Here is a 1,494-nt window from a genome sequence, read left to right on the forward strand (position 1 = left end):
CACCGCCGTCGTACGGCGTCGAGGACGCTCCAGCCGACGGTAGGTCAGCGTGACATCGAAGCAGAAGTTGCCAACAGCGTTGGGGGCGTAATCAGTCCGTTGCTCTGTAACGTGTATCTGCACCGGCTCGACCGGTCGTGGAATACCCGTGAGCATGGGGTGCTGGTCCGGTTCGCCGACGATGCTGTGGTGATGTGCCGTTCGCGGCAGCAGGCCGAGGCCGCGCTCGCGCGGCTGACGGCGTTGCTGGCCGAACTCGGGTTACGGCCGAAAGCGGCCAAGACCCGGATCGTGCACCTGACCGAGGGCGGTGAGGGCCTGGACTTTCTGGGCTTCCACCACCGATGGGTGCGCGCGGAAGGACGCACCGGCGGCAAAGGGGTCGCCTTCCTCGCTCGCTGGCCCGCAGACAAGGCAATGCAACACGCCCGCAACCGGATCCGGGATATGACCGGCCGCAACCGGGCGTTGCTGCGCGTGGAATACATTGTGGGGGAGGTCAATCGCTTCCTTCGCGGATGGGCCGGGTATTTCCGGTATGGGAACTCGGCCGATCGTTTCGACAAGATCAGAAGTTATGCGCTGCAACGGATCGCGGGGTTCCTCGCGAAGAAACACAAGCGCAGCCGGGCGTTCGGGCGCATGGTGATCGCCTATGCCTCTGACAACCAGCTCGGGCTGATCCGCCTTGACGGAACCGTAGTCGCGCCCAGGCCGTTCCGGGCTTGGCGGGTGACGCCGAATGCCGGCGGTGAACGGCGTCGGTAAGCCGTGTGCGGGAGAACCGCATGCACGGATTGACGGGCGGGAACTGGAAACGGGACCAAGAGCCGGTTACGGTGAGACAGAAGAACGACCAGGCGGGAAATCGCCGGGCCATCAGTGGCTGTCTTACCTACCACCGGACCGAGAGTTACCGCACCAGTTCCCGACCCTCCGCCCGGCCTTCGGCCGGACGTGATCGGGTTCGGATTGGGGTTTTCCGATCGTATCCGGGCTGGTGGGTGTGGTTGACCGGCCCGTGTCGGCGGGCTGGCTGCCGGGTTCCACGGCCCGGTTGTGGTCCTTTCGATGGTTGTAGGGACGGATTTGTGCTGGTCAGGGTGCTGCCAGTCGGGTGAAGGCGGTGACGGCGAGGCCGGTCCACGGGTTGTGGGCCGACAAACGCAGGTGGACGCGGCGGGCGTGGCGGGCCAGGCGGGCGGGGATCGAGAATAGTCGCAGCCGTAGGGTTTTCGGCTCCCAGCGGCGCGCATCGTGCTCCTGCAGTGCGAGAGCCTGCATCCAGGCGGTCAGGTCCAGTGCCAGCGCGACGACGGCGAGCCAGATGCGGTTGGCGTCGAAGCTGTGGAACGGCAGGTTCCGCAGACCGGTGTCTTTGGCGGTGCGGATGCGGTCCTCCCTAAGGTCATCTTTGTCCGGGGCTGATGTCCGGACACCCAGGACGGCGGGGTGTAGCTTATGCGGTCTCTGCCCTCGCGTGGCTCGCTGCGA

At 65.9% G+C, this 1,494-nt stretch carries 2 protein-coding genes; one reads left to right on the plus strand and one right to left on the minus strand.

Annotated elements, in window-relative coordinates; translation table 11 throughout:
- The coding region (locus ABH933_RS45485) for a reverse transcriptase domain-containing protein (RefSeq protein WP_429429376.1) at nt 1–768 on the plus strand (768 nt) is incomplete at its 5' end.
- A 330-nt stretch (nt 769–1,098) separates the two neighbouring features.
- Here ABH933_RS45485 and ABH933_RS45490 read toward each other — a convergent pair.
- Nucleotides 1,099–1,494: transposase (locus tag ABH933_RS45490; protein WP_429429374.1), on the minus strand; the 396-nt coding region annotated here is incomplete at its 5' end.

The organism is Nocardia sp. GP40, assembly GCF_050434125.1.
Lineage (GTDB): Bacteria > Actinomycetota > Actinomycetes > Mycobacteriales > Mycobacteriaceae > Nocardia > Nocardia albiluteola.